General features: G+C 67.6%; 20 protein-coding genes, 1 tRNA gene and 1 other RNA gene. 7 read left to right on the top strand and 15 right to left on the bottom strand.

Features of this window, described 5'->3' with window-relative positions; genetic code table 11:
• Positions 1-118: 118 nt before the first annotated feature.
• A complete protein-coding gene (speD, locus tag ABIE04_RS05915) occupies positions 119-904 on the top strand; it encodes an adenosylmethionine decarboxylase (RefSeq protein ID WP_056387873.1) in 786 nt (261 codons plus the stop codon).
• Positions 905-956: 52 nt separating this feature from the next.
• Here the strand turns inward: speD and coq7 are convergent, their stop codons facing one another.
• Entirely contained in the window at positions 957-1,598 is a 642-nt protein-coding gene (gene coq7 / locus ABIE04_RS05910; protein ID WP_354547626.1) for a 2-polyprenyl-3-methyl-6-methoxy-1,4-benzoquinone monooxygenase, read from the bottom strand.
• Positions 1,595-2,830 carry a (Fe-S)-binding protein gene (locus tag ABIE04_RS05905; RefSeq protein ID WP_354547625.1) on the bottom strand — a complete coding sequence of 412 codons (1,236 nt, stop codon included), beginning with the start codon at positions 2,828-2,830 and terminating at the stop codon, positions 1,595-1,597. Before ABIE04_RS05905 ends, coq7 begins: the two co-directional genes overlap by 4 nt.
• A gap of 130 nt (positions 2,831-2,960) precedes the next feature.
• On the opposite strand from ABIE04_RS05905, the gene rplM reads away from it, so the two are divergent.
• The 4 genes from rplM (at position 2,961) to ABIE04_RS05885 (ending at position 6,044) form a co-directional block, all read left to right on the top strand.
• A complete protein-coding gene (gene rplM, locus ABIE04_RS05900; protein ID WP_056387864.1) occupies positions 2,961-3,389 on the top strand; it encodes a 50S ribosomal protein L13 in 429 nt (142 codons plus the stop codon).
• A gap of 9 nt (positions 3,390-3,398) precedes the next feature.
• Positions 3,399-3,791 (top strand): 30S ribosomal protein S9, encoded by a 393-nt coding sequence (gene rpsI / locus ABIE04_RS05895; RefSeq protein WP_354547624.1) that lies wholly within the window; start codon positions 3,399-3,401, stop codon positions 3,789-3,791.
• Positions 3,792-3,803: 12 nt separating this feature from the next.
• Positions 3,804-3,878: transfer RNA gene (locus tag ABIE04_RS05890), tRNA-Gln, on the top strand.
• Positions 3,879-4,121: 243 nt separating this feature from the next.
• The gene (locus ABIE04_RS05885; RefSeq protein ID WP_354547623.1) at positions 4,122-6,044 is read left to right on the top strand and encodes a chloride channel protein; all 1,923 of its coding nucleotides are present in this window, start codon (positions 4,122-4,124) and stop codon (positions 6,042-6,044) included.
• Positions 6,045-6,102: 58 nt separating this feature from the next.
• Here the strand turns inward: ABIE04_RS05885 and rpiA are convergent, their stop codons facing one another.
• The 6 genes from rpiA to ABIE04_RS05855 form a co-directional block, all read right to left on the bottom strand.
• A complete protein-coding gene (rpiA, locus tag ABIE04_RS05880; protein ID WP_354547622.1) occupies positions 6,103-6,744 on the bottom strand; it encodes a ribose-5-phosphate isomerase RpiA in 642 nt (213 codons plus the stop codon).
• 34 nt (positions 6,745-6,778) lie between these two features.
• Positions 6,779-7,216, bottom strand: coding sequence for an EVE domain-containing protein (locus ABIE04_RS05875; protein WP_354549792.1), 438 nt, complete (start codon positions 7,214-7,216; stop codon positions 6,779-6,781).
• 11 nt (positions 7,217-7,227) lie between these two features.
• The gene (locus ABIE04_RS05870; RefSeq protein ID WP_354547621.1) at positions 7,228-7,848 is read right to left on the bottom strand and encodes a 5-formyltetrahydrofolate cyclo-ligase; all 621 of its coding nucleotides are present in this window, start codon (positions 7,846-7,848) and stop codon (positions 7,228-7,230) included.
• A 66-nt stretch (positions 7,849-7,914) separates the two neighbouring features.
• A non-coding RNA gene (gene ssrS / locus ABIE04_RS05865) (6S RNA) lies at positions 7,915-8,101 on the bottom strand.
• Between the two features lie 76 nt (positions 8,102-8,177).
• Positions 8,178-8,486: a cell division protein ZapA gene (locus tag ABIE04_RS05860; RefSeq protein ID WP_354547620.1), complete on the bottom strand. Its 309-nt coding sequence runs from the start codon at positions 8,484-8,486 to the stop codon at positions 8,178-8,180.
• 8 nt (positions 8,487-8,494) lie between these two features.
• Entirely contained in the window at positions 8,495-8,734 is a 240-nt protein-coding gene (locus ABIE04_RS05855) for a TIGR02449 family protein (RefSeq protein ID WP_056387847.1), read from the bottom strand.
• Between the two features lie 110 nt (positions 8,735-8,844).
• On the opposite strand from ABIE04_RS05855, the gene ABIE04_RS05850 reads away from it, so the two are divergent.
• The gene (locus ABIE04_RS05850; RefSeq protein WP_354547619.1) at positions 8,845-9,408 is read left to right on the top strand and encodes a UPF0149 family protein; all 564 of its coding nucleotides are present in this window, start codon (positions 8,845-8,847) and stop codon (positions 9,406-9,408) included.
• Positions 9,405-10,745: an aminopeptidase P N-terminal domain-containing protein gene (locus tag ABIE04_RS05845; RefSeq protein ID WP_354547618.1), complete on the top strand. Its 1,341-nt coding sequence runs from the start codon at positions 9,405-9,407 to the stop codon at positions 10,743-10,745. The genes ABIE04_RS05850 and ABIE04_RS05845 overlap by 4 nt, the downstream gene beginning before the upstream one ends.
• Here the strand turns inward: ABIE04_RS05845 and cydX are convergent.
• The 7 genes from cydX to ABIE04_RS05810 all read right to left on the bottom strand — a co-directional run bounded on the left by cydX (position 10,742) and on the right by ABIE04_RS05810 (position 18,053).
• Positions 10,742-10,882: a cytochrome bd-I oxidase subunit CydX gene (gene cydX, locus ABIE04_RS05840; protein WP_211004614.1), complete on the bottom strand. Its 141-nt coding sequence runs from the start codon at positions 10,880-10,882 to the stop codon at positions 10,742-10,744. The two genes, ABIE04_RS05845 and cydX, sit on opposite strands and share 4 nt — an antisense overlap.
• Positions 10,883-10,897: 15 nt before the next feature.
• Positions 10,898-12,028 carry a cytochrome d ubiquinol oxidase subunit II gene (gene cydB / locus ABIE04_RS05835; RefSeq protein WP_354547617.1) on the bottom strand — a complete coding sequence of 377 codons (1,131 nt, stop codon included), beginning with the start codon at positions 12,026-12,028 and terminating at the stop codon, positions 10,898-10,900.
• 10 nt (positions 12,029-12,038) lie between these two features.
• Complete coding sequence (locus tag ABIE04_RS05830) at positions 12,039-13,610, bottom strand: cytochrome ubiquinol oxidase subunit I (RefSeq protein WP_354547616.1); 1,572 nt, start codon at positions 13,608-13,610, stop codon at positions 12,039-12,041.
• Positions 13,607-13,837 (bottom strand): cytochrome oxidase putative small subunit CydP, encoded by a 231-nt coding sequence (gene cydP, locus ABIE04_RS05825; RefSeq protein ID WP_354547615.1) that lies wholly within the window; start codon positions 13,835-13,837, stop codon positions 13,607-13,609. The genes ABIE04_RS05830 and cydP overlap by 4 nt, the downstream gene beginning before the upstream one ends.
• A gap of 93 nt (positions 13,838-13,930) precedes the next feature.
• Positions 13,931-15,247: a Xaa-Pro dipeptidase gene (gene pepQ, locus ABIE04_RS05820; protein WP_354547614.1), complete on the bottom strand. Its 1,317-nt coding sequence runs from the start codon at positions 15,245-15,247 to the stop codon at positions 13,931-13,933.
• Between the two features lie 176 nt (positions 15,248-15,423).
• On the bottom strand, positions 15,424-15,771 hold the full coding sequence (locus ABIE04_RS05815) for a PilZ domain-containing protein (RefSeq protein WP_354547613.1): 348 nt from the start codon (positions 15,769-15,771) through the stop codon (positions 15,424-15,426).
• Entirely contained in the window at positions 15,768-18,053 is a 2,286-nt protein-coding gene (locus ABIE04_RS05810) for a DUF1631 family protein (RefSeq protein WP_354547612.1), read from the bottom strand. Before ABIE04_RS05810 ends, ABIE04_RS05815 begins: the two co-directional genes overlap by 4 nt.
• Positions 18,054-18,120 lie beyond the last annotated feature (67 nt).

Here is an 18,120-nt window from a genome sequence, read left to right as displayed (position 1 = left end):
CATGCGGTTCACAAGGGTCGTGCAGGCTGTGCGCCTGCGCTTCACACCATATCGCGGGGACCCTTGTCGCTAACCCGCCTCTACTGCTGGCCGAACACCCGGTCATGGAGAGCCGCCCGTGGTCAAACCACTTCCCCGTCTGCGCCTGCAGGGTTTCAACAACCTGACCAAGGCGTTGAGCTTCAACATCTACGACATCTGCTACGCGGTGTCCGAGGACCAGCGCCGGCGCTACATCGAGTACATCGATGAGCAGTACGACGCTGACCGCCTGACCCAGATCCTCACCGACGTGGCGGAGATCATCGGCGCGAACATCCTGAACATCGCGCGCCAGGACTACGATCCGCAGGGCGCCTCGGTGACCATGCTGATCTCCGAGGAGCCGGTGGTCGAGAAGCTCGGCCGCGATTCGATCGCCGGCGCGGTGGTCGCGCACATGGACAAGAGCCACATCACCGTCCATACCTATCCGGAAACGCATCCGCACAACGGCATCGCCACGTTCCGCGCGGACATCGACGTGGCCACCTGCGGCGTGATCTCGCCGCTGAAGGCGTTGAACTACCTGATCGACAGCTTCGAGTCGGACATCGTGGTGTGCGACTACCGCGTGCGCGGCTTCACCCGCGACGTGAAGGGCAAGAAGCACTTCATCGACCACAAGATCAACTCGGTGCAGGACTACCTGGCCAAGCACATCCGCCAGAAGTACGAGATGTTCGACGTCAACGTGTACCAGGAAAACATGTTCCACACGAAGATGCACATCAAGGACTTCGACCTCGACACCTACCTGTTCGAGTCGCACGCCGACGACCTCTCGTTCAAGGAGCGCCAGCGCATCGAGTCGCTGCTGCGCCGCGAGATCGAGGAACTGTTCCACGGCCGCAACCTGATGTGACGAAAAACCCGCCGAGAGGCGGGTTTTTTCTGTTTGCCATGCAGAAGTCCGTTTACACGCGATAAGCCACCGTCTTCATCAGCATCGAGCTGGCGTGCATCAGCTGCGGCAGCGGGAACGGCAGGTCGATGCCGCCGCGCTGCTGCGCGGCCTGCGCGTGGCGGATCTCGTCCGACTGCATCTGCGTCAGCACGGCGCGCGAGCGCTCGTCCTGTGCGGGCAGTTTTTCCAGGTGCTCGGCGAGGTGGGCTTCCACCTGGCGTTCGGTCTCGACCACGAAGCCGAGGCTGAGCGGATCGCCGGCCAGCGCGGCAGCCGCACCGATCGCATAGCTTCCGGCGTACCACAGCGGGTTGAGCAGGCTCGGGCGGCTGTCCAGTTGCTGCAGGCGCTCGGCGCACCAGGCCAGATGGTCGGTCTCCTCGGCCGCGGCGTGCAGCAGGTGCTGGCGGTTGTCGGCGTTGCGCGCCAGCGCGGCCTGGCCGAAATACAGCGCCTGCGCGCAGACCTCGCCGGTGTGGTTGATCCGCATCAGTCCGGCGGCGTGGCGGCGCTCGGCATCGTCCATGTCCGTCTCGGCGACGCCGTTGGCGGGCGACGGCCGATGCGCTTGCGGTGAACCGGCGATCGCCTCCAGCGCACGTTCGCAGCCGGCCAGCAGGCGGTCGAGAGGGCTCAGTGTGCGCACGGTCATGGGCTTTCCTGGTTCGGAGGGGGCTGTTCGAGTTGCTGGGCCAGCAAGGTCAGCGGGTGCCGGGTCGGCCAGGGCAGTCCCTGCGCGTCGATACCAGCGCCCAGGTGCAGGCGACAACCGATATTGGACGACAACAGCAGTTGCGGATCCAGGGTGGCGGCTTGCCGCAGCGTATCGTCGCGCAGTTGTGCGGCGCGTGCGGGGAATTCCAGCAAGTGGCTGCCGGCTGCGCCGCAGCAATGCGGTGGCCGCGGCAACGGCAGCACCTCGAGTCCCGGCACCCGGCGCAGCAACTGCAGCAAGGCATCGTCGCTGCGTGCCACGTTGACCTGGGTGCACGGCAGGTGCAGCGCTACCCGTCGTGCCAGCGGGCGGAAGTGCAGCGTCCCGGCATGGGCCGCCAGCAGTTCCAGTGGATCGAGCACGGTCACCCCAGGCAAGGCGCGGCGCAGCGTGCCCAGGCAGCCGGGCGTCACCGAAACCAGCTGGCTGGCGCCGCTGGCGTCCCAGGCCTGGCGTACCCGTTGCGCGGCACGTTCGGCAGCTTCCACGGCGCCGCCGTGCAGGTCCATCGCGCCGCAGCAGAACGCGGGCAGCACGCTGACCTCGAAGCCCGCCGCCTGCAGCAGGATGATCGCCGCCTGCTGCGCCTCGGCGTCGTCGACGCTGGCCACGCAGCCGGGGAACAGCGCCAGGTGGGGCCGTCCGCGAACTGCATGGCGAACCCGGACGCGCGCAGCCGGTGGCGTGGACGGCAGGTTGAGCAGGGCGGCGCGCCACGGGGAAGCGGTCGGTAGGCGCCGTGCCAGCGGGCCTTTCCAGCGCGACAGCGCGAGCCCGCCGCCCAGCCGGCGAAGGAAGCGCAACAGCGCTGGCCGTTTGACGAGTTCCAGCAGCCATCGGGGCCGCTGCGGCGAGGGTCCCAGCAGGGCACGGGTTTCCACCAGCAGTTCGCCGTACTGCACATGCGCCGGGCACACCGTTTCGCAGTTCAGGCAGCCCAGGCAGTGGTCCAGGTGCGCACGCAGCTCGGCGGCGGGATCGGCCAGCCCGCGGGCCAGCGCGGAGGCGATCGCGATGCGCCCGCGCGGCGATTCCGCTTCGTTGCGATCCAGCGCATAGGTGGGACAGACCGGCAGGCACAGCCCGCACTGCACGCATTGGTCGGCCAGCTCGGCGATGCGGCCCGCAGGTGCGTGCAGGGGGGACTTTTCAAGCAGCATGGTGGTCATGCTATCATTGCCAGCTCACAGCTCGCCGGTCGGTGGGCTTGCGCCGTAGATGACGGCTCCGCTATCATCTCGCGCCTTTGTTCCACCGAATCATGCGTACCGCCTCACGGCGGCAGACAGGTATTCTGAAATGAAAACGTTTAGCGCCAATGCCGACAACGTCAAGCGCGACTGGTTCGTGGTCGATGCCACGAACAAGACGCTCGGTCGCCTGTCGACCGAAATCGCCCGTCGTCTGCGCGGCAAGCACAAGCCGGAATACACCCCGCACTGCGACACCGGCGATTATATCGTGGTGATCAACGCGCAGAAGGTGCACGTCACCGGTGCCAAGCTGGACGACAAGAAATACCACCGCTTCACCGGCTACGTCGGCAACCTGAAGACCACCAGTCTGAAGGACCTGCTGGCGACCTACCCGGAGCGCGTGATCGAGATCGCCGTCAAGGGCATGCTGCCGAAGAACCCGCTGGGCCGCGAGATGTATCGCAAGCTCAAGGTCTACGGCGGTGCCGAGCATCCGCATACCGCACAGCAGCCGCAGGCGCTGGAAATCTAAGGAATCACTATGACGATCCAGCAGAATTACGGCACCGGCCGCCGCAAGACCTCCGCCGCCCGCGTGTTCCTGCGCAAGGGCAAGGGCGCGATCGAAGTCAACGGCAAGTCGCTCGAGGCATTTTTCGGTCGCGAGACCTCGTGCATGATCGTGCGCCAGCCGCTCGAGCTGACCCAGAACATCGACAAGTTCGACATCAAGGTGACGGTTGCCGGCGGTGGCATCACCGGTCAGGCCGGCGCGATCCGCCTGGGCATCGCCCGCGCGCTGATCGAATACGACGAAAGCCTGAAGTCGCCGCTGCGCAAGGCCGGTTTCGTGACCCGCGACGCCCGCGAGGTCGAGCGCAAGAAGGTCGGTCTGCACAAGGCACGTCGCGCCACCCAGTTCTCCAAGCGCTAAACTAAGCACCCTAGCCCCGTCGCCAAGCGGTAAGGCACCTGACTCTGACTCAGGCATTCGGTGGTTCGAATCCATCCGGGGCTGCCAAATCCAGATGCCGACGCATGCAGCGATGCGTGACGATCGGGCCAAAATGCCCGCCCTCCGGCGGGCATTTTCGTGTGAGCAGCACCAAGCCCGACCGCGCGCTGACGACTGGATGCCGGCGTTGCTCACGTTCGCGGACAATGCTCGGAATCGCATGAAATTACGTGCAGTTGCGCGATCTTCCTTCTTTTTTTCTGCACCGCAGCAGCGTAAAATTTCCGTTTTAACGCTGCGAAACCTCCGATGACATCTACCTCTGACGATCCCATCGGGCATACCGACGTGCGCACGATCGGCAGTACCGACGCCCTGCCGGTCGCCCCCGCGCTGGGATTGTCGCTGGACGCGGCGCGCATGCCGCGCAAGTCCACCCTGGTCACTCATCGAATCCTGCTGATCAGTGTGCTGGCGGTGATCCTGGGCGTGGCGGCGGCCTATGTCGCCCAGTTGCTGATGCTGATGATCAACCTGATCACCGACCTGTGCTTCTACGGCCGAGTGTCGGACGTGATTGGCCCCCATGCGCGCAGCGGCTCGTTCGTGCTGTCGCCGGCAGACAATCACTTGGGCGCCTGGGTCATCCTGATCCCCGCCATCGGTGGCCTGCTCGCCGGGATCATGGCGCGCTGGGGCTCGCGCGCGATTCAGGGGCATGGCATCCCCGAGGCGATGGAGCAGATCCTCACCAACGAGTCCAACATCCCCGCCCGCATCACCTGGCTCAAGCCGGTGTCCTCGGCGTTCGCGATCGGCACCGGCGGCCCGTTCGGCGCCGAGGGCCCGATCATTTCCACCGGCGGCGCGATGGGTTCGCTGATCGGCCAGCTGCTGCGCGTCACCGCGAACGAACGCAAGGTGCTGCTGGCCGCCGGTGCGGCGGCCGGCATGGCGGCCGTGTTCGGCGCGCCGGTGGCTTCGCTGGTGCTGGCGGTGGAGCTGCTGCTGTTCGAGCTGCGTCCGCGCTCGCTGATCCCGGTGGCGCTGGCCACGGTGACGGCGGTCGGCGTGCGCTACGCCACCTACGGCGCGGCGCCGGTCTTTCCGATGCCCCTGGTGGAGCAGCCGGGGGGCTGGGCTCTGGCCAGCTTCGTGCTGATCGGTGGTCTGGTCGGCTTCGCCTCGATCGGTGTCACCCGGGCGGTGTACGGCGTCGAGGATCTGTTCGAGAAGCTGCCGATCCACTGGATGTGGTGGCCCGTCATCGGAGCGCTGGTGGCCGGCTTCGTGGGCTGGATCGAGCCGCGCACCCTGGGCGTGGGCTACGACAATATCGACGCCCTGGTGCAGGGCCACTTCGGCCTCACCATGCTGCTCACCTTCGGCACGTTGAAATTCATCTCGTGGGTGATCGCATTGGGCAGCGGTACCTCGGGCGGCACGCTGGCACCCCTGTTCATGATCGGCGGCTCGCTCGGCGCGATTATTGGCATCGGCATCAACCAGGTGATGCCCGGCTTCGGCGTCGATCCGCGTATCGCCGCGCTGGTGGGCATGGCCGCCATCTTCGCCGGCTCCTCGCGGGCGCTGCTGACCGCCGTGGTGTTCGCCTTCGAGACCACGCGCCAGCCGGCGAGCCTGTTGCCGCTGCTGGGGGGCTGCACCGCGGCCTACCTGATCTCGGCGCTGCTCATGCGCAACACCATCATGACCGAGAAGATCGCGCGGCGCGGCGTGCGCGTGCCATCGGAGTATGCAGCCGACTATCTGGAGCAAGTCAGCGTGGGCGACGCCTGCTCGCGCGACGTGGCCACGCTCAAGACCAGCCAGACCCTGGCCGAGGTGCGCCGCTGGCTGAACGAGGAATCGTCGCACTCGCATCACCAGGGCTTTCCGGTGGTGGATGAACGTGGCCGTGTCCGGGGCGTGTTGACCCGGCGCAGTCTGCTCGATCCGCAATGGCATTACACGCTGCCCCTGGGCGAGCTGGTGACGCGGCCGCCGATCGCGGTCAACGAAAGCCACTCGCTGCGCGAAGCGGCCGACCACATGGTGGCCGAGAGCGTCGGCCGGCTGGTGGTGGTGAGCAAGGACGACCCGCACAAGCTGGTGGGCATCATCACCCGCGGCGACATCCTGACCGCCCATGCGCGGCGTCTGCGCGAGGCGCGTCACACCGGCCGCCACATCAAGCTCGGCAAGTCGCACAAGGCGACGCCGGTCGCGTAGACCGTGCGAGCGGGAGGCCGCGACCGGCGCACGCGCCGGCCATCGCGGCGCCCGGGTTCTACATCTCCCTGTCGCCGATCAGCACCACGTCGGCCGGGCGCCGCGCGAACAGGCCGACGGTGACGATGCCGGGCAGCTGGTTCAGTTCGCTCTCCAGCGCGGCCGGGTCGACGATCTGCCAGCCGTGCACGTCGATGATCCAGTTGCCGTTGTCGGTGACGACGCCGTCGCGCCACACCGGCTGGCCGCCGCGCTTGACGATCTCGCGGCCGATCAGGCTGCGCGCCATCGGGATCACCTCGATCGGCACCGGGAACTTGCCGAGCAGGTCGACCCGTTTGCTGGAGTCGATGATGCAGACGAACTTCGCGCTGGCCGCGGCCACGATCTTCTCGCGCGTCAGCGCGGCGCCGCCGCCCTTGATCAGGCGCTTGTACGGGTCGCACTCGTCGGCGCCGTCGATGTAGATCGTCAGCGGGCCGGCGGCGTTGAGGTCGAGCACCGGAATGCCGAGCCGCTTCAGCTGCGCGGTGGACTGTTCCGAACTGGACACCGCACCCTGGATGCGATCCTTCAGGTCGGCCAGCGCATCGATGAAGAACGCCACGGTAGAGCCGGTGCCGACGCCGACGATGGCGCCGTCCTCGACGTAGCGGATCGCGGCCTCGCCGGCCTGGCGTTTTTCGTTTGCATTGCTCATCGGTGGATTCCGGTGGAGGGTGGTCGGGTCGCGCTCATTCCAGCGTGAGGATGTAGTTCCAGTGGGCTGCGTTGACCGGCATCACCGACAGCCGGTTGCCCTTGCGCAGCAGCGGCATCTCGACCAGCGCGTCGTGGCCCTTGAGCTCGTCCAGGCTGATCGTGCGCTTGAGCTTCTTCACGAACTTCACGTCGACCAGCATCCAGCGCGGGTTGTCGCGCGAACTGCCCGGATCGAAATACTTGCTCTTGGGATCGAACTGGCTGGGATCGGGATACGCATCCGTGGCGACTTCGGCGATGCCGACGATGCCGGGCACGGCGCAGTTGGAGTGGTAGAAAAACACCTTGTCGCCCGGGCGCATGCCGTCGCGCATGAAGTTGCGCGCCTGGTAGTTGCGCACGCCGTCCCAGGCTTCCCGCTTCTTGCGCTTGAGGTCGTCGATCGAGAACGCGTCGGGTTCGGACTTCATCAGCCAGTGGTTCACGCAGGGGTCTCCAGCTCTGGGTCAGACATGCTGCAGTCGATCAGTTCGCGATTGGTGGCGACGAAATCCAGAGCGACATCCCATGGTTCCTTATTTACGATTTCCAGTTCCTGGAAATCGTAGGCGATGCCGACCAGCAGCGGTTCGGTGGGACGCACCTGCTCGTTGAGGAAGGCGAAGCTGCGGTCGTAGTAGCCGCCGCCGTGGCCGAGCCGGTGGCCGCGGCGGTCGAAGCCGAGTAGCGGCACGAGCACCAGGTCGAGCTGGAACGGCTCCAGCAGTTCGCCCGGCGCAGCCGGCTCGGGGATGCCGTGGCGGTTCGGCTGCACCGCGTCGCCGGACTGCCAGGGCGCGAAGCGCAGGTGTTTACCCCGGCCAATCACCGGTAGCAGGAACTGCTGGCCGCGGTTGGCCAGCGGCGGGATCACCAGGTTCAGCGGCAGCTCGCCGTGGCTGGCCCAGTAGCCGGCCACGCGCGCGTCGGTGAAGTATTCGGGCAACTGTTCGAGGCTGCGGCGCAGGCCCTGCGCGGCGGCGATGCGCTCGGCCGGCGACAGCGCACGGCGTTGCTCGGCGAGACGTTGGCGAAGCTCGCGTCGTTGGGCGGTGGCGTCCACGTTTCGCGCAGCTCCGTCGTAGTTCGCCCCGTCCGTCGCGGGACGAACGGGGCGGGGGAATGAGTGGCGTCAACCGCGATGCCGCTGCCCACCGAACGACCTTGATCCACGATGGATCAGGTGGGAGAGCTACATGGCCTCAAGGCTTTCCGCACGTGGCGGACATGCACAACAGCCGATGTGAAGCCGACCCGGGGCCGTATTTAGGAACAAGGCAAATGTAAGAGTGTGCTGGCGCACATCGCAGAAAACGCCGTGGATGATTTTAGGCGCTTGCCTTGGAATGTGCCACTGCCGGCGGTGGCCGGTGTTCATCCAGTCGGGGTCGGTCAGCGCTTGAGCGGCTCGCCCTCGAGCGCGGCATCAAGTTTGCTACGCAAGGCGGCGAGGCCATCGCTGAGGCGCTGTTCCTGGCTGTCGTGCTGCTTGCGCAGGCTGAGGAACTCGTGCGTCACGCTGATCGCGGTGAGTACCGCCAGCCGTTCGAAACTCGGAGCCTTCGCGTTCGCGCGCAGCTCGCGCATCTTGCGGTCGAGAAAACCGGCGGCTTCGAGCAGCCCGTCGCGCTCCTCGGGCTCGCAGGCGATCAGGAATTCTCGGTCGATCAGTCGCAGCGCGACCGGTTCACTGCTGGACATGGTTTCTATCAGCCGTTGCTTTCAAGCGATTTGAGCCGCTGGATCATCGCCTCGACGCGGCTGCGTGCCTGTTCGTTGCGAGCCAGCAGGCCTGCGCGTTCGCCGGACAACTGCTCCTGGCTCTGGCGCAGGCTGCGGTTTTCCTCGGTGAGCCGGCGCACCGTATCGAGCAGCCGGTCAAGCTGCTGGGCCAGGGCGGCCAACTCTTGATGGACCGGATCGGACGGGATGGGCTCAGGCGTACTCATGCCCGAAACTATAACAGGACGCCGGTGGAAATCAGCCCGTCGGCGGCCGGGGCGGTGGCAGGCCCGGCGGCTGCATTAAACTGGCGGCCATTCCCAGCAGGAGCACCGCCATGACGGCACCCGGACTTGTGGGCCACGACGATATCGACGCGCTGATCATGCGCCTGCGCCTGGGCACCGAGGCCAGCGAATTGCATGGCTCGCTGTGCGGCTACCTGGCCGGCGGCGGCTCGCTGCGCGGCACCTCCGTGCTGGCCGCGCTGCAACTCGACGGCGAGGCAACCGATCCTTCCGCAGATGACCTGGCCTTGCTGGATCGGCTGGCCCGACAGAGCGAAACCGAGCTGGCCGACCCCGAGCTGGGCTTCGAGCCGCTGTTGCCTGAGGACGACCGTCCGCTGGAAGAACGCGCCGAGGCGATGGTCGACTGGTGCCGCGGCTTCCTCGGCGGCTTCGGCCTCGCCGGCACGGCGGCGCATGCGCAGCTGTCCGACGAGGCGCAGGAGGTATTGCGCGATATCGGTACGATCGCTGCGTCCTCGTTCGATTTCGGCAGCGAGGACGAAGACGAGGACGCGCTGATCGAGGTGCAGGAGTTCGTGCGCGTCGCCGCGATGCTGTTGCACACCGAATGCGCCGCGCCCGATCCATCCGCCAGCGGCACCGTGCATTGATCCCGAGCGCCCCGAAACTGGCCGCGCTGGCGATCGGCCCGGACGAATTCGCGCGGCGCCGGCGCCAGCTGATGCAGATGGCCGGCGAAGACGCGGTACTGCTGGTCGCCGCCGCGCCCGAGCGCATGCGCAATGCCGATGCGGCATGGCCGTATCGGCAGGATTCGGACTTCCATTACCTGGCCGGCTTCCCCGAATCCGACGCAGTGTTGGCGCTGCTGCCGGGACGCCGGCACGGCGAGGTGGTGCTGTTCTGCCGCGAGCACGATCCCGAGCGCGAGCGCTGGCACGGCCAGTCGATCGGCACCGAACGGGCGGTGGCCGACTACGGCATGGACGACGCGTTTCCGATCGAGGACATCGACGACATCCTGCCCGGCATGATCGAGGGCCGCGGCCGGGTGTACTGCCACTTCGGCCGCGAGCCGGAGTTCGACGCGCAACTGCTCGGCTGGATGCGCCGCCTGCGCCAGTTGCGTGGCGGCGGCGTGGTGCCGAAGGAATTCGTGGCGCTTGGCCACCTGCTGCACGATCTGCGCCTGTACAAGTCGCGCGCCGAACTGAAGCTGATGCGTGCGTCCGCGGCGATTGCGGTGGACGCGCACCTGGCCGCGATGCAGGCCGCCGTGCCGGGGCGCCACGAGTACGAAGTGGAGGCCGAACTGCTGCGCGTGGTGCGCAGCCGCGGTGCGGTGCCGGCGTTCGCGCCGATCGTCGCCGGCGGCGCGAATGCCTGCGTGATGCACTACCAGAGCAACCGCGCGACCTTGCGCGACGGCGAGCTGCTGCTGATCGACGCCGGCGCCGAACTGGATTGCTACGCGTCCGACATCAGCCGCACGTTCCCGGTCAACGGCCGCTACAGCCGCGAGCAACGCGCGCTGTACGAAGTGGTGCTGGCCGCGCAGCTGGCGGCGATCGACGAGGTGCGTCCGGGGCGGCCGTTCGGTGCCGCGCACACGGCGGCGGTACGCGTGCTGGCCGAAGGCCTGTGCGAGCTCGGCCTGCTCAAGGGCGACGCCGACGCGGCGATCGCCGACGGCAGCTACCAGCGCTACTTTCCGGCCAAGACCGGCCACTGGCTGGGGCTGGACGTGCACGACGTGGGCGACTACCGGGTCGACGGCGAATCGCGCCTGCTCGAACCGGACATGGTGCTGACGGTGGAGCCGGGCCTGTACGTACCGCCGGACGACCGCTCGGTGGCCGAGCGCTGGCGCGGCATCGGCATCCGCATCGAGGACGACGTGGCGGTGACCCGCGACGGCAACGAGGTGCTGACCGCGGCGGTGCCGAAAGAGGCCGAGGCGATCGAGGCGTTGCTGGCCGGACGCTAAGTCAATTCGTCCGGCAATGCCGAGTCGTCACGCAGGCGGTTCGCCTCGTCGGTGGCATGCACTTCGTACCACATGGCGTTGAGGATCGCGAAGGCGCAGGCCAGGCCCAGCCCGAGGATCCATGAGAAGTACCACATCGGTCCGCACTCCCTTCAATAACCGCCGTGCGCCTTGCGCACCTGCTCCAGCGTGACCCGTCCGCGCATCACCCGGTATACCCAACTGGTGTAGAGGATGACGATCGGCAACAGCACGAGGGTGACCAGCAGCATCAGCTGCAGCGTGCCGCGACTCGACGAGGCGTCCCACACGGTGAGGCTGGAATGAGGGTCGAGACTGGACGGCAGCAGGAACGGAAACAGCGCGAAGCCGGCCGAGGCGATCGTGCTGCCGACCATCAGGCTGCTGGCGATGAAACCGGTCACGCTGCGCCGGCCGACCAGCGCCTGCACGCCGACGGCCGAGGCCAGCGCCAGCAGCGGCGCGGCCCAGAACCACGGGTACTGCATGTAGCCGGCAAACCAGCTGCTGCCGTGGGCAACCTGCTTGTACAGTGGATTGGAAACACCCTCGGTCACCACCGGGCCGGTGATCGCGTATCCGGGGATGCCGTAGGCCAGCCACACGCCGGCCAGGACGTACAGCACGGCAAATACGAGCGTCGCCCAGCGCGCGATCGCCACCGCGCGCACCGCGATGGCGTGGTCGGCCTTCAGCGCGGCGAAGCAGGCGCCATGCGCCAGCAGCATGCCCAGCGAGACCAGCCCACACAGCAGCGCGAAGGGATGCAGCAGGTCGATGAAGCCGCCGTGCCAGTTCATGCGCAAGTCGTCGTCGAAGCGGAACGGCAGGCCGAGGAACAGGTTGCCGAACGCGATGCCGGCCACCAGCATCACCGCCACTCCGGAGCCGGTGAGCACCCAGTCCCACAGCGAGGCCCAGCGCGGGTCGTGGATCTTGCCGCGGAAGTTGAAGCCGACCGGGCGCAGGATCAGCGCCAGCAGCACCAGCGCGATGGCGAAGTACATGCCGGAAAACGACACAGCGTAAAGCATCGGCCACGCCGCGAACGTGGCGCCGCCGGCCACGATGAACCACACCTGGTTGCCTTCCCAGGTCGGCTCGATGCCTTCCAGCAGCACCTTGCGTTCCTCGTTGTCGCGGCCCAGCACTTTCAACAGGCCGGCGACGCCGAAGTCGAAGCCGTCCATGATCGCGAAGCCGATCAGCAGCGTGCCGAGCAAGGCCCACCAGATCACCCGCAGCGTGGCGTAGTCGAACATGGCGATGCCCTCAGTGCTGGCCGGGTGGCATGGCGGCGATCGCCGGCGGCCAGATGCCCAGCCCGTCCGGCCCCTTGCGCACGAACTTCAGCATCAGAAACACGTCGACGATCGCCAGTGCGGTGTAGAAAAACACGAAGCCGCCGAGCGAAGCCAGCACCTGGCCGGCGCTCACCGACGACACGCCCAGCGCCGTCGGCAGCACGCCCTCGATCGCCCACGGCTGGCGGCCGTATTCGGCCACGATCCAGCCCAGTTCGATCGCGATCCACGGCAGCGGCAGACTCCACAGCGCCAGGCGCAGATACCAGCGCTGGCTGTCCAGCGTGCGCGTGCTGGCTTTCCAGAACGAGAACGCGAACAGCGCGATGAAATAGAAGCCGCAGCCGACCATGATGCGGAATGCCCAGAACAGCACCGGCACGTTCGGGATCGTGCTGTCGGCGGCTTTCTGGATGTCCGCCGGCGTGGCCTGGCGCGGATCGTCGACGTATTTCTTCAGCAGCAGCGCATAGCCCAGGTCCTTGTCGTGCGTGGCCAGCGTGGCCTTGGCCTGCACATTGTCCTTGTCCTGGCGCAGCATCAGCATCGCGTCATAGGCCTGGATGCCGTTGCCGATGCGGCCCTTGGCGGCATCCACCAGTTCCGCGATGCCCGGCATCGTTTCGTCGAGCGAACGGGTGCCGATCAGGCCCATCACCCAGGGAATCTTCACCGCGAAGTGGGTGGTGCGCTGCTCCACGTCGGGAATGCCGAACAGGGTGAATGCGGCCGGCGCCGGCTCGGTATGCCACATCGCCTCGATCGCCGCCATCTTCATCTTCTGGTTGAGCGACACGGTGTAACCGGACGCGTCACCCAGCACCACCACCGACAACGCCGCCGCCAGCCCGAAGCTTGCCGCCACCGTCATCGAGCGCTTGGCGAAATCCACGTTGCGCCCGCGCAGCAGGTACCACGCACTGATCGACAGCACGAACATCGCGCCCAGCACGTAGCCGGCGCTCACCGTATGCACGAATTTCTCCTGGGCCACCGGATTGAAGAACACCTCGGAGAACGAGGTCACTTCCATGCGCATCGTCGCCGGGTTGAACTCGGAACCCACCGGATGCTGCATCCACGCATTCGCGATCAGGATCCACAGCGCGGACAGGCTGGTCGCCAGCGCCAGGAACCAGGTCACCAGAAGATGCTTGATGCGCGAGATGCGCTCCCAGCCCATGAAAAACACGCCGATCAGGGTGGCTTCGAGGAAGAACGCCATCAGCCCCTCGATCGCCAGCGGCGCGCCGAAGATGTCGCCCACGTAGTGCGAGTAGTACGCCCAGTTCATGCCGAACTGGAACTCCATCGTCACCCCGGTGGCCACGCCCATCGCGAAGTTGATGCCGAACAGCACGCCCCAGAACTGCACCATGCGCTTCCACACCTCGCGCCCGGTCATCACGTAGACGCTCTCCATGATGGCGAGCATCCACACCAGGCCCAGCGTCAGCGGCACGAACAGGAAGTGGTACAGCGCGGTCAGCGCGAACTGCAGGCGCGACAACGTGACGACATCGGCGTCGATCAGGATCATGGCTGGACTTCCGGCGGCGCGTGGGCGGTGGGGGCCAGCCGCTGTGCGATCGCGTCCGGGCTGACGTCGGGTTTCGGCTGCGGCGCGAACACCACCCACCAGATCAACGTGAGTGCCGCGATCTTCAGCGCGATGATGCCGAACAGCTCAAGCGTCAGCCGCCGCAGCGGCCGTCGCGGTGCGCTGAAGCTTTCGGGTGGAGTGTGGGAGACCGCGGAACGGGACATGCGACGAATCCCTGCCTTGCCTGCCCGTCAGCATACGCCGCGCGGATGTGGGCGCGGTGTGGACGAATGTCGCAGCACATACCGTATGGCGGCTCAGCCCAGCGCGAACGCATCGCGGGTGAGGTTTTCCGGTGCGCCGTTGGTGCACACCACGTCGTCCTCGATGCGGATGCCGCCGTACTGGCGGAACGCGTCGACCTTGGCCCAGTCGATGTCGGCGGCGAACGGCTTGTCGCGCAACTCGGCCAGCAGCATGTCGATGAAGTACAGGCCGGGTTCGATCGTCACCACCATCCCCGGTTCCAGCGCGCGGGTCATGCGTAGATACGGATGGCCGTCCGGACGTGCGATCGTGCCGCCGCGTTCGCTCTGCTGGAAGCCGGCGACATCGTGTACCTGCAAGCCGATCGGGTGGCCGAGGCCGTGCGGGAAGAACGCGCTGCTGACGCCGGACTCGACCGCGCTCTCCGCGCTCATGCGGATGAAGCCATGCTCGCGCAGCACGCCGGCCAGCACGTGGTGGGCGTGGATGTGCAGTTCGGGATAGCTCTGCCCGGCACGTACCTTGGCCACGAAACCTTGCTGGGCGGCATCGACACTGTCGATCAGCGCCTGGAATTCGGCGGCCTGCGGCGCGGCGTAGGTGCGCGTGATGTCGCTGGCGTAGCCGGCGGCGCTGGCACCGGCGTCGATCAGGAACGAGCGGCTTTCGCGTGGCGGCGTGCGGTCGAAATTCGTGTAGTGCAGCACCGCGCCGTGTTCGTTCAGGCCGACGATGCTGGCGTAGGGCAGCTCGGCGTCGATCTGGCGCGCGGCGGCGAGGTAGGCCATGTGGATGCCGAACTCGCTCTCGCCGGCGCGGAACGCGGCTTCGGCGGCACGGTGCGCGTGCGTGCCGATGCGGCTGGCCTCGCGCATCAGCGCCAGTTCGTATGGGGTCTTGTACGAGCGGTGCCAGTGCAGGTAGTCGAGCACCGGCGGCGGATTGTTGATCTCCACGCCGTCGATGCCGGGGCAGGCCGGTGCGATCACCGCGCGCCTGCCGGCCGGCAATTGCGCGACGGCTTCCGCCGCGCTGCGCACGATGACGATGTCGAAGTGCTCGACCCAGTAGCCGTGCGGCGCTTGCGGCACCACGTGCCAGTAGTCGCGCGGCTGCACGAACACCAGCTTCGGCTTCGTCCCCGGGGTGTATGCGATCCAGCTGCCCGGCGCGTCGGTCAGCGGCAGCCAGTGCTTGAAGTGCGGGCTGACCACGAACGGGTAGTCCTGGTCGTCGAGGAACTTGCGCAGGGGCGTGCCGGCGGCGATCAGCAGGTGGTCGAAACCGCCCAGCGCCAGGGCCTTGTCGGCGCGTTCGCGCACGGTGGCCAGGTGATGTGGGTACAGCGAGGCGCGTTGATCGTGCATGGTGACTCCTCGACGGCGGGCTGCCCTGCTGCTGGGTCGTCTGCGTATGCCGTGGCCCCGCTGGCGGCCTTCGCGCAGGACCGGTACAGCCCGTGGTGAACTGGGGAAGGGAAAGCAGACGCCCATGATGACGCGCGTGCGCTGCGATCGCCAGTGAAGCGCCTGCCGGCGTGGAGTCAGTCCTGCGCCAGCCAGCTCTCGAGCCGGGCGGCATCGGCGTCAGTGATCGCCACGATGCGGTAGCCGGCCCAGATCTGTCCCGAACTGGCGGCGGACTCGTGCCACTGTTCCTGGATGCCGAGCTCGATCGGCTGCGATTCGGCCAGCATCCGGCCCGAGCCGGGCAGGATCATGCTGACCTGGTACAGCGCTTCGCTGCGCGGCGCCTGCGCGCTGATCAGCAACATGCCGGTGCTGGACAGGTTGCCCAGGTGGCCGATCGGCAGGCCGCTGATCACGTCGGTGACGATGGCGTTGACGGTGGCGCGTTTGCGCTCGGCGCGGCGCTGGTTGCTGGTGCTCATCGACGCGCGGCCTCCGGCGGGGTGGAGCGGCGCGGCTCGGCCGCCTGGCGCAGGCTGCCGGTGAGGCCGCGCCAGGCGCGGTCGAGCAGGCTTTCCGGCTGCGCCGGCACCTCGCACACGCGGCCGCTGGCCACTTCGTGGGCGAGTTGCGCCAGGCTCATTTCCTCGCCGCGCTGGCCGCGCCGGCTGACCAGCAGGCAGCGCCCGGACATCGGCGAGTACCAGGCCAGCTTGCGCCGGGCGATCTGCCCGGTGGCTGGGTCGATGAACTCGAACCAGCTGCCGAACGGCAGCTCGCGCAAGTGTTGCTCGATGCGCAGCTGGCGCGGGTCGGCCGTTGCAGCCGCTGGCGCAGCGGTCGGTACCGGGCCGATGGCAGGCTCATGGGCGGCTTGCTGTTCGCCCAGCCGCTGGTGCTGCTTCAGGCGCAAGGCGAGATCGGTGGCGCTGGGCAGTTCCACGGCAGGGTCGGGCTTGCCCGCGCCGAGCAGCCGCTGCGCCACCTGCACCGCTTCTTCGGCGTGCATGCCGATCTGCTGCAGGCCGGACTCCACTTCCACCTGCAATTGCAGGCGGTCGTCCACCGGCAGGCGGCCCAGCAGCTGGTCGGTGATCGCCAGTTGCGCGCGGAACGGTTCGCTGTCCTCGCCGTGCCGCAGCAGGGTCAGCGCCAGCACGTCGGACCAGGCGCGGTCGAGCAGGGCGCGCAGCAGGCCGCGCGGCGGCGATTGCACGAAGCGTTCGGCCATCAGCTCGCCGGCGCGATGGCGCGCCTGGTCCAGCCGCTCGCGTCCCTGCGCCGCTTCCACGTGGCGCCGCTCGGCCGCCTGCGCCTTGCGCGTGAGCAGGGCCAGGTGATGTTCGATGTCGGCCAGCAGTGTGGTGTACAGGCCGGCGCTGGGCGGTTCCTGGCTGGCGCGGTTGACCAGCTGTTCGAGCTTGGTCGCGAGCGGCCGGTTGCTCTCGTCGTCGCTGCCGTCGAGCCAGTCGTTCGCTGCCGCGGTCACCGTGTCCAGCAGTCGGCGCGCCGGGTGTTCGCGCTTCTCGAAGAAGCCGTGGTCGGCCACCGCCATGCGCAGCACCGGCAGTTGCAGGTCGCTGAGCAGATGGTGGGCATTGCCGCCCTGCTGCAGTTGATGGCCAAGCTGCTCGAACAGCCGCGCGACCAGTTCCACCGTGTCGCCCTGCTCGTCGCTGAGCTGGGTGCGCGGCGCGTCGCCGGGCTTGCCGAAGTTGAGCTGGGCCAGCAGCTCCTCGCGCAATCGTGCGGCGGTGCGCAGTTCGCGGCCGGCCTGATCGGTGACCTGGGCCAAGTGCTGCTGCAACGCGCCCAGCGCGGACTGCAGTTCCTGCTCGCTGGCGGCGCGGCTGGCTGCCCGGCCTCCGACGCCGCCCTGGCCGGCGCGTTGCCGCGCCAGCAGGTCGCGCAGGGATTCCAGCACCTCGATCGGGTCGCCGCCGGAGCCGCCGGCTTGTGCCGTGCCGGCGTGGCCGGCGGCCGGTGCCGGCTCGCTGGCCGCCTCGGGGTTGCCGGCAACGGGACGCGCCCGTTTGCCGATGTGTCGCGGAATCGGAATGCTGCGCAGCTGCGGCAGGATGCCGTCGCCCTGCAGGTGGGCGTTGATGGTGTCGTACAACGGCGCCAGCGCCTGGATCACCCACTGGTCGAAGTGCTGCAGCAACAGCAGCTGGTGCTTCAGCGGCAACTCCAGTTCGACGCCGGCTTCATGGCATGCCTGCGCCAGCGCGTGCGGGCCCAGCGGCAACGCCTGGCCTTCCAGCGGTGGTGCGCCGATCAGCACCGCGAGCCGGTGGCCCAGTTCGTACAGCACGCTGCTGTGGCGCACTTCGCCACGGGCGCCCAGTTGCTCCAGCGCCATCGACACTTCCTGCTCGCCGGGATCGACCAGTTCCAGCGTTTGCCATGGCTTTACGTTGGCGGCGGCCGCGGCTGGCGCGGTCTTGGCACGGTCGATCTCGCCGAGCGCATTGCCGAGGCGTTCCATGAAATGCTGCGCGAAGGTGGTGCGGCCCTGCAGCACGCGTTGCCGGCTGGCGAAACAATCCTGCTGCTCGCTGGCATGGTGCGCGCGTTCGGCCAGCGCAAAAAGCTGCTTCTCGAATTCACTCAGGCAACGGCGCAGGGGTTCCTGCAATCCTTCCACGCACAGCGTGTAGCTGGCCTCCAGCAGGCGTTGCGCGCGCGCAGGCCAGCGCGCGCCGCCGAGGCGGCCGCCCTGATGCGACGCGGACGAGTGACGTCGATCGTGTCCGACATCCATGCATGAACCTGTGAATTCCCCCGGAGCGGCAAGTCTATGCCGGTTGCGACGGCTATGCCATCCGGCG

The organism is Rhodanobacter soli (assembly GCF_040548735.1).
In the GTDB taxonomy this organism is placed as follows: Bacteria; Pseudomonadota; Gammaproteobacteria; order Xanthomonadales; family Rhodanobacteraceae; genus Rhodanobacter; species Rhodanobacter soli_A.
Note: the sequence above shows the minus strand (reverse complement) of the source record. Positions and strands in the feature narration are given on the sequence as shown.

Coding starts and splice junctions, on each gene's coding strand:
- coq7 (WP_354547626.1), bottom strand. CDS start 1,598: ATGACCGTGCGCACACTGAGCCCTCTCGACCGCCTGCTGGCCGGCTGC.
- ABIE04_RS05905 (WP_354547625.1), bottom strand. CDS start 2,830: ATGACCACCATGCTGCTTGAAAAGTCCCCCCTGCACGCACCTGCGGGC.
- rplM (WP_056387864.1), top strand. CDS start 2,961: ATGAAAACGTTTAGCGCCAATGCCGACAACGTCAAGCGCGACTGGTTC.
- rpsI (WP_354547624.1), top strand. CDS start 3,399: ATGACGATCCAGCAGAATTACGGCACCGGCCGCCGCAAGACCTCCGCC.
- ABIE04_RS05885 (WP_354547623.1), top strand. CDS start 4,122: ATGACATCTACCTCTGACGATCCCATCGGGCATACCGACGTGCGCACG.
- rpiA (WP_354547622.1), bottom strand. CDS start 6,744: ATGAGCAATGCAAACGAAAAACGCCAGGCCGGCGAGGCCGCGATCCGC.
- ABIE04_RS05875 (WP_354549792.1), bottom strand. CDS start 7,216: ATGAAGTCCGAACCCGACGCGTTCTCGATCGACGACCTCAAGCGCAAG.
- ABIE04_RS05860 (WP_354547620.1), bottom strand. CDS start 8,486: ATGTCCAGCAGTGAACCGGTCGCGCTGCGACTGATCGACCGAGAATTC.
- ABIE04_RS05855 (WP_056387847.1), bottom strand. CDS start 8,734: ATGAGTACGCCTGAGCCCATCCCGTCCGATCCGGTCCATCAAGAGTTG.
- ABIE04_RS05850 (WP_354547619.1), top strand. CDS start 8,845: ATGACGGCACCCGGACTTGTGGGCCACGACGATATCGACGCGCTGATC.
- cydX (WP_211004614.1), bottom strand. CDS start 10,882: ATGTGGTACTTCTCATGGATCCTCGGGCTGGGCCTGGCCTGCGCCTTC.
- cydB (WP_354547617.1), bottom strand. CDS start 12,028: ATGTTCGACTACGCCACGCTGCGGGTGATCTGGTGGGCCTTGCTCGGC.
- ABIE04_RS05830 (WP_354547616.1), bottom strand. CDS start 13,610: ATGATCCTGATCGACGCCGATGTCGTCACGTTGTCGCGCCTGCAGTTC.
- cydP (WP_354547615.1), bottom strand. CDS start 13,837: ATGTCCCGTTCCGCGGTCTCCCACACTCCACCCGAAAGCTTCAGCGCA.
- pepQ (WP_354547614.1), bottom strand. CDS start 15,247: ATGCACGATCAACGCGCCTCGCTGTACCCACATCACCTGGCCACCGTG.
- ABIE04_RS05815 (WP_354547613.1), bottom strand. CDS start 15,771: ATGAGCACCAGCAACCAGCGCCGCGCCGAGCGCAAACGCGCCACCGTC.
- ABIE04_RS05810 (WP_354547612.1), bottom strand. CDS start 18,053: ATGGATGTCGGACACGATCGACGTCACTCGTCCGCGTCGCATCAGGGC.